Source organism: Desulfosarcina sp., assembly GCF_041551955.1.
Lineage (GTDB): Bacteria > Desulfobacterota > Desulfobacteria > Desulfobacterales > Desulfosarcinaceae > Desulfosarcina.
On record NZ_JBFELV010000240.1, the window covers coordinates 1 to 7,654 of the forward strand.

Sequence of the window (7,654 nt, forward strand, 5' to 3'; positions counted from 1 at the left end):
CGCAAAAGCGTCGGCCGTTTCCTGAATTTCGGCATACGCTGAACGGATCTGCGGCAGGGGTGCGGATTGACCCATTTTGATTTGCCGGGAGGTGTGTCCCAGCAGGGCTATCGGGCGGACGACGCCCCGGGCCAGAAGAAATCCAACGAAGGCGGCGAACAGGGAAATCACCGTGGTGACTATCATGTTGAAGAAACGATTGGATTTGATGGCGCCTAAATAATCGTCTTCCGGTAGGTAAACCCCGATGATCCAGGGCCATTGGGGGTTGGAAAAGGGGGTAAACATGGCCAGGTAGACCTGACCCTCGTGGGTAAACCGGGAAAACCGCCATCCGTCCATGACCAGCATCCCCGATGCGTCTGTGTGAATCTTTGCCGCTTCGAAGGCTTTCCGGCTGTGTGGATCGTCCAATTCACTGATTTTTGCCAAGCGGGCGCTGCCGCCATCCGCAGTGCCTTGGATTCTCAGCTTGTCCAGGTTGCCGAAAGCCACCACGTCGCTGTTGCGGTTAAGCATGAAGGCCTTTCCATGCTTTCCGATTTTCAAGTTGCCAATGAACACCGATAGCTGGTCGATTTCGATATCCACGCCAACCACGCCCATGAGATCGCCGGACGGATCGAAAAAGGGCCCTGCAATGGTAATACCTGGCTTCTGGGAGGTATAGAAGATGTACGGATCGGTCCAGACGATGCCGTTTTCAGCCGCGGCCTTCTGATACCAGGGCCGTTTTCGCGGGTCATAGGGGTCAGCGTGGCTGTTTTCTTCACCAAGGGGCGAAAAAAAGGCGTCGCTGTAGATTAAGCGGACCTGCCTGCCTTGCGGGGTGTTGAGGATAATCTTGGTGCGAAAGCCCCCCTTTGACTTGGCGTCAAAATGACGCACATCGTAAAAATCCCCCTGGGGTGTGCCCACATAAATACCTGCGAAATGGGGGTTGACGATGAGTTGATCGTGCAGGTAGCGCTCGAGGGTGTCGATTTGGTGCGTTTGGCTGCCCACCACGTTGGAGGCCATCAGTCGCCGGGTCAGGGCGGCTGCACCATGGGCATGCAGCAGGTGGCGCTGGGATTGCTCCATGGCCAGTTCAGCAATGTTCTTCATGATATCCCGGGCGTGCTGGCGAAGCACATCCTGAGAGGTGATGAAGGAAGATGTAGTGGTGATCATGTGGGTTCCCCAGATCAACCCTAAAAAACCGGCAATCAGTGCCCAGCGAATGGAAATCTTCATCGTTGTTCCACGCAGCGGTAATGGTTGAAAAAGGCTGACGACGGGGTCGCGCGCCTAAAGCCAGAAGCGCCCGCCCATGATGGATGGGCCGAGTCGAAGGTCACGTCTGGTCGGACTGGATTTGATTTATATGCAGCGGTTTCAGGTTTCAAGCTAAAAAAAGGAAATTTCCCAAAAAGGAGAGTGACCGGAGCGCAGGCAAATAGTCCCCGAAGGAAGAGGGATCAGGAACCATTCGCGGGAAAAATATCCGCGAAGCACCGCCAGGTGCTTTGCGGTTGATGAAATCACCCTTTAGGGTTATAAGAAAACCTTCCGTTGGCCGCCTGATACGTGCGCTTGCGGGTTTCACTTGACCGATGAAACGTTACCATGGGTGGAGGGATAATGAAGAAAACGATGGTATTAATCTTGATGGTGATGGTGATGGTGATGGCGGTGGGTTGTTCCGTACAGCCGATCGGAAAGGGGAATCCATCCGGTGTTGGGGTGATATTTGACGGCGAACCATTGATTTTCGATTCCTCGGTGTTTTTCCAGGGGACCGTGGTCGGTCAAATTCTTTCCCGCGAAGCGGTCAATGGAATTGCCCGGGTGTCCATCGCTCTGGAGGGTCAACGCGACGACCTGATAAAAAACAACCTGGCAGCCGTGGTGAAAAACGGTCGCCTGCACCTGAACCGGTTTGCCGGATACGGCGATCCACTGCCTCCTGGTGGATATATCAACGGTTTCGTAAATACAACTTCATATCGGTGGTTTAAGCTTAAGCATATCATCAATAACATTAATTCGTCTGCCGACCGGCGAACCCAGCGCCTGCTGGTTCAATCCGGTTGGGGGGAATAGTTTCAGCAACCATGCCAGCAGAGACAACGGCTATCCAGGGAAGGATGCTTTTGGTTTCCGCGCCCTGGCCGCTGTTTAACCGTCCATCCTTGCCGCTGGGGGCATTGACAGCCTACCTGAAGGCAACGCTGCCCCAGATTCAGACGGATGCCTGCCACCTCTTCCTGCGAGTGGCCCAGGCGTTGGGATACGACCGTTATCAGGACGTTTCCCGACGCGTCTGGCGGGCCGAGGCCGTCTTTTCGGCGCTGCTCTATCCCGAACAAGCCCATTTGGCCGAATCGCTGTACACCCAAACGCTGAAACGGGGGGATGCGGCCACCGGTGACTTTCCGAAGTTGGTCGAAGCGGTGAAAGCCGTCGTCGGCGACTGGCTCGAGGAGATCCATTGGCCGGCTCTCGACCTGGTCGGGTTTTCCATCTCGTTTTGCCAAGTCACCGCTTCCCTATATCTGATTTCACAGATCAAGGCCATTTGTCCCTCGCTGCCCGTGGTTGTCGGCGGCTCTTCTTTCTCCGGGCAACGGTCGGCCGATCTGCTGACTGTTTTCCCGCACATCGACTACTTGGTGGTGGGGGAGGGCGAGCGTCCCTTGGCCGGCTTATTGCGCCAGTTGACCGACCCTCGCCCACGGTCCATGCAGGCGCTTCCAGACGGCGTCTTTTCCGCCGATTGCAAACCCGGGCAAATCGGTCGTTTTTCCCAACTCAGTCAATTGGACCGTCTACCTGCCCCTGACTACGACGACTACTTCAACATGTTGGCCGGGTTTTCTCCCCATCACCGTTTCTTTCCTGTTCTGCCCGTTGAAGCCTCTCGGGGATGCTGGTGGCACCGGCAGGATGCGGCGGGCCAATTCAGCGGGTGCGCCTTTTGCAACCTGAACCTGCAGTGGCAGGGATATCGCACCAAAAGACCGCAGCAAGTCGTCCGTGAGGTGGACCATCTGGTTCAACGGCATCAGATCGTTTCGCTGACATTTGCCGACAACGCCTTCCCGATGAAACAGGCCGCAGCGATCTTCGATGGGGTCCGCGGGATGGGCCGGGATCTGTCCATCTTTACCGAACTGCGGGCCAACACCCCGCCGCGGCTGCTTCGGAAAATGAAACTGGCCGGTGTGGATACCGTTCAGGTGGGCATCGAAGCCCTGTCCAGCCACCTGCTGGTCAAGATGAACAAAGGTTTGCGGGTCATCGACAATCTGAGCCTGATGAAGCATTGTGAGGCCCTGGGCATCGTCAACGCATCCAATCTAATGCTCCATTTCCCGGGCAGCGACAACCAGGATGTCGAGGAAACCCTTCACTCCCTCGCATTTGCCCGCTGGTACCGGCCGTTAAAAACGGTCAGTTTCTGGCTGGGCCTGGAAAGCCCGATCTATCGGTTGGCCAGGCGGTTTGATATCCGGTCGGTTTTCAATCATCCCAACTTGAAAAAACTGTTGCCCGAGCCGGTGGCAGCAGGCATCCGATTCATGATTCAAGGGTATCGCGGAGACCGGACGCGTCAACTGAAATTGTGGAAAAAAGTGGAAAAAGAAGCCCGCCGGTGGCAAAGTGACTACGAAGCCATGCAGCGGCAGACCGGGGGCAAACCGGCATTGGCCTTTCGCGATGGCGGCAGCTTCATCATCATCGACCAGCATTGGCCCAGTCAGGCCACCGTCCGGCATCGGCTCACCGGAATATCGGCAGAGATCTACCGTTATTGCCAGACCCCCCGTACACGCAATCAAGTTGCCGCGATGTTTGCCTCCCACAGCCAGGAACAGATTCACGTTTTTTTCAAATCCATGGTTGAAAAACGGCTGGTTTTCGAAGAGGGGGGGTGTTACCTGAGTTTGGCAGCGCCCGCTTCGTGGCTGAAATGACGATGAAACACCTGATTCTCGCGCCGTTACGCGGCTTTACCGATGTGGTGTTCAGAAATGCCTTTCATCGCCACTTTAGGGGCGTCGAAGAGGCGGTTGCACCCTTTGTCACATCTATAAAGGGGCGGTGCATAAAACCTTCCCACCTACGCGATCTGGCGCCGGCCGACAATCGCGCCCTGCCGGTGGTACCCCAGATTCTGAGCAACCATCCTGACGAGTTTGTCTGCCTTGCCAACGCGCTTTTCGATCTGGGGTACCGGGAAATCAATTGGAACCTGGGGTGTCCTTTCCCGATGGTGGCCAAGAAAATGAGGGGGTCCGGACTGCTGCCGCACCCGGACGTGATTGACCGAATCCTCGACCAAACCCTGCATGGAATTTCCGGCAATCTGTCCATCAAAACCCGTTTGGGCCGGTTTTCAGGCGATGAAATGGATCATCTTATCACGGTTTTCAATCGCTACCCGCTGGTTCGAGTGATTGTCCACCCGCGCACCGGGGTGCAGATGTATACGGGAAGGGTCGATCTGAATGCTTTTGACGTCTGTCTGACACGGATCACCCACCCCGTGGTCTACAACGGGGATATCAAGGACCTGGCCACGTTTCAATCGTTGGCATCCCGATTTCCGGCGTCAGCGGGCTGGATGCTGGGGCGAGGGCTCATCGCCAATCCGTTTCTGCCTGAGATGATCCAATCGGGAACCCGGTTGATCTGCCACAGAAACGCACGCTTTGAGAAATTTCACGACGATCTGGTTGACGGATACCGGCGCCAATTTTCAGGGCCTGGCCATGTACTGGATCGAATGAAAGGATTCTGGGGCTATTTTGCAGCCGATTTCCCGGACGGTCGGCGAATGGTCAAGCGAATCCGCAAAGCCGATTCACTCTTCCAGTATCGTCAGGCGGTCACGGCGGTGTTTACCGGTCCGGAGCGATGGGGCTGACCACCCACCCGTGCTGCGAAAACGTGGCATCTTTGGATTGTGCATCCATCCAAAATTTACTATAGTGAAACCAAAGTCATCGTGCCGAATCAATCATCCACTACGTTGACTGCGTCACAGACGGATCACTATCAACCCCTTGGGAGCAGTCGAATGCCTCGAAAAACGATTCTCATTGTCGATGACGAATTGAGCATTCTCGTGCCGCTACAATTTCTCATGGAAAAAGAAGGGTACGTGGCCAAACTGGCCCAAAGCGGCAAAGAAGCCATCGAAAAAATCGCCGAGGTTCATCCTGATCTGATCCTGCTTGATATCATGCTTCCGGATCTGGATGGGTATGAGATTTACCAGATGATTCGACAACGCACCGAATGGGAATCCATTCGAATCATTTTTCTTACGGCCAAAAATCGGGACGCCGACATGGCCAAGGGAATCGCCATGGGGGCCGATGCCTACATCACCAAACCGTTTTCCAATACCCAACTAGTCGAAAAGATTCGGGAACTCATAGGGCCGGCTTAACCACTACTGACGTTAACCATTATACCAGGGTCATCAGGTAGTCGCGAAGTTGAATCCGCTGATTGGTCAGGCCTAGTTTTTTACGCAAGCGGTTGCGGTGGGCCTCGATGGTTTTTGGTGAGGCGTTCAGGATTTGTGCAATTTCTTTCGTGGTTTTATCTTTGCGAACCAGATCGGCAATTTGAATTTCCGTAGGGGTCAGATCGAAAAACTTCATCGGAATCTGGCGTAGAAAAGGGGACACAATATTGGAGATGTTGGCTTGGATGATGTCCACGTACGTAACCTGTTTTTCATCCAGCTGGCTTCGAGCGAGCTTCTCGATAAATGGCAGCACCAGGTCCTTGACATTGGCCACAATGAGGTCCTCCATGTGAACCCGGTCTTCCTCCCTGTTTTTCAGCAGCACATTCAGTGCGGTGTTGACCTCTTTTAAGGCGATGCTTTTGTCCTTTAGCGCCCTTTCATTTTTTTTGAGCTCCTTTTCCGCCCGCTTTCGTTCAGCGATTTCACGATTGGCCTGCTCGAAAAGGTTGGCATTTTCGATGGCGGTCGCCGACGCGTCGGCCAGTGCTTCAAGCACCATCTGGTGGGATGGGTCAAACCGGCCAACCTGCTTGTCCACCACTTGCAGGGCGCCGATGACCACCCCTTTGACCCGCATGGGCACGCTGATGATGGAACGCAATTCGATCTGCATCGTATCGGCTACTTTTCGAAAATGACGAATGTCCTCTCGGGTGTCCGATATAATGACACTGTCACCATATGCGCAGACCCATCCGGCAACCCCTTCACCGGGAGGCAGGCGCCATCCTTTGACGAGATTGCGCTGGATTCCTGCGGCCTGTTGGCACACTACCTCCCCGGTCGCATGATCTTTCAGCCAGATGGAGCTGCCGACGACACCGAACAGCTTTTTTATCGCCTCTAGAATCTTAGACAGCACTCGATCCAGCTCGAGACTGGAATTGATTGCCAGGAAAGATTGGATAATCAGGTCCAATTCACGGTTTCTCTGTTTCAGCGCCTCATTTCTTCGACTCAACGTGCGGTTCTCGGATTCCAGTCGCTTGGCATTCAATGTCTTTGTCGCTGAGGGCGAGACAGTCGAGGGTGATTTGACTTTAGCCATTTAAGGACCTGTATATTTACATGGGGGTTGAAAGCGACGTTCAGAAATGGCAGATTGAATGGTGCTTGAAAAAGTGGACCATCATCTGCTGACAAAGTCAATGGAAAAAGGATCGGATACACATGAACGCCCTGATGGACGCCGAGATACAAAAAACGATGATCACCCTGGCCATCTTGGCCCGGTCAATCCAATAAGGTGGCTTCCTTGGACGGCGGCTTGGCCACGGACATTGCTGCCATTACCGACGATCTGGTGGCAGGCGTCAGGCGGCTGACGTTTTCGGCTCCCGTTACCCACACCTATCATCCGCTGATCTATGCCAGGAGTGGGTATGACCGTTATGTGGCCTGTTTTGGCGCCACAGTCAAAGCGGTGGTGCTGGTGGGTATGAACCCCGGCCCGTTTGGCATGGCTCAGACCGGTGTACCCTTTGGTGACGTGGAGATGGTTGACGAGTGGATGGGCATCAACACCCGTATTGCGCAGCCGTCCAACATCCACCCCAAACGGCCGATTTCCGGCTTTTCATGCACGCGCAAGGAGGTGAGCGGTCGGCGTTTGTGGGGATGGGCCAAACAGCGGTACGAGAACCCGGACACCTTCTTTAAACAGTTTTTCGTACTCAACTACTGCCCACTGGTGTTCATGGAAGCGAGCGGCCGCAACCGCACACCCGACAAACTGCCCGCGGTTGAGAAAAAAAGACTTTTCCAAATTTGCGACACAGCACTTCAACGTTCCATCGACGTGTTTAAGCCACAATGGGTGATAGGGATTGGTGGTTTCGCCGAAAAACGGATCAAGGATGCGTTGAAGGGCATGCATTTGAAGATTGGCCGAATTACCCACCCCAGTCCGGCCAATCCCAAAGCCAATCAAGGCTGGGGACTGCAGATCGAATCGGAATTGGCGGCCATGGGAATCGGTCTGCCTGACGGAAAAGATAAAGGCCCGTCTTAAAGGCGACTTATTACCTGTTCATCATCTTTACATGTGAGCGCTTCCGGACCGGAATAGCGGGGTTAAATGCCTCAGCCGCCGGCCGACGGTTTGCAGGGCGGAGGCTGGAAACCGCC

Annotated in this window: 7 protein-coding genes; 5 read left to right on the top strand and 2 right to left on the bottom strand. The window is 54.6% G+C overall.

Annotation, left to right across the window (positions count from 1 at the left end; genetic code table 11):
- Positions 1-1,236: cache domain-containing protein (locus ABYV26_RS16450; RefSeq protein ID WP_372682443.1), on the bottom strand; the 1,236-nt coding region annotated here is incomplete at its 3' end.
- Between the two features lie 387 nt (positions 1,237-1,623).
- Between ABYV26_RS16450 and ABYV26_RS16455 the strand changes: the two genes are divergently transcribed.
- From ABYV26_RS16455 to ABYV26_RS16470, 4 genes are all read left to right on the top strand, one after another.
- The gene (locus ABYV26_RS16455) at positions 1,624-2,085 is read left to right on the top strand and encodes a hypothetical protein (protein ID WP_372682444.1); all 462 of its coding nucleotides are present in this window, start codon (positions 1,624-1,626) and stop codon (positions 2,083-2,085) included.
- 11 nt (positions 2,086-2,096) lie between these two features.
- Positions 2,097-3,959 (top strand): RiPP maturation radical SAM C-methyltransferase, encoded by a 1,863-nt coding sequence (locus ABYV26_RS16460; protein WP_372682445.1) that lies wholly within the window; start codon positions 2,097-2,099, stop codon positions 3,957-3,959.
- The gene (locus ABYV26_RS16465) at positions 3,917-4,912 is read left to right on the top strand and encodes a tRNA dihydrouridine synthase (RefSeq protein ID WP_372682446.1); all 996 of its coding nucleotides are present in this window, start codon (positions 3,917-3,919) and stop codon (positions 4,910-4,912) included. The genes ABYV26_RS16460 and ABYV26_RS16465 overlap by 43 nt, the downstream gene beginning before the upstream one ends.
- Positions 4,913-5,065: 153 nt before the next feature.
- Positions 5,066-5,440, top strand: a complete 375-nt coding sequence (locus tag ABYV26_RS16470; RefSeq protein WP_372682447.1) for a response regulator transcription factor — start codon at positions 5,066-5,068, stop codon at positions 5,438-5,440.
- 19 nt (positions 5,441-5,459) lie between these two features.
- Here the strand turns inward: ABYV26_RS16470 and ABYV26_RS16475 are convergent, their stop codons facing one another.
- A complete protein-coding gene (locus ABYV26_RS16475; protein ID WP_372682448.1) occupies positions 5,460-6,575 on the bottom strand; it encodes a GAF domain-containing protein in 1,116 nt (371 codons plus the stop codon).
- Positions 6,576-6,782: 207 nt separating this feature from the next.
- Between ABYV26_RS16475 and ABYV26_RS16480 the strand changes: the two genes are divergently transcribed.
- Positions 6,783-7,538, top strand: a complete 756-nt coding sequence (locus ABYV26_RS16480; protein ID WP_372682449.1) for a uracil-DNA glycosylase family protein — start codon at positions 6,783-6,785, stop codon at positions 7,536-7,538.
- Positions 7,539-7,654: the final 116 nt, after the last annotated feature.

What these genes read in the sequence shown, in the direction of transcription:
- ABYV26_RS16460 (WP_372682445.1), top strand. Translation starts at nt 2,097, where the DNA reads ATGCCAGCAGAGACAACGGCTATCCAGGGAAGGATGCTTTTGGTTTCC.
- ABYV26_RS16455 (WP_372682444.1), top strand. Translation starts at nt 1,624, where the DNA reads ATGAAGAAAACGATGGTATTAATCTTGATGGTGATGGTGATGGTGATG.
- ABYV26_RS16475 (WP_372682448.1), bottom strand. Translation starts at nt 6,575, where the DNA reads ATGGCTAAAGTCAAATCACCCTCGACTGTCTCGCCCTCAGCGACAAAG.
- ABYV26_RS16470 (WP_372682447.1), top strand. Translation starts at nt 5,066, where the DNA reads ATGCCTCGAAAAACGATTCTCATTGTCGATGACGAATTGAGCATTCTC.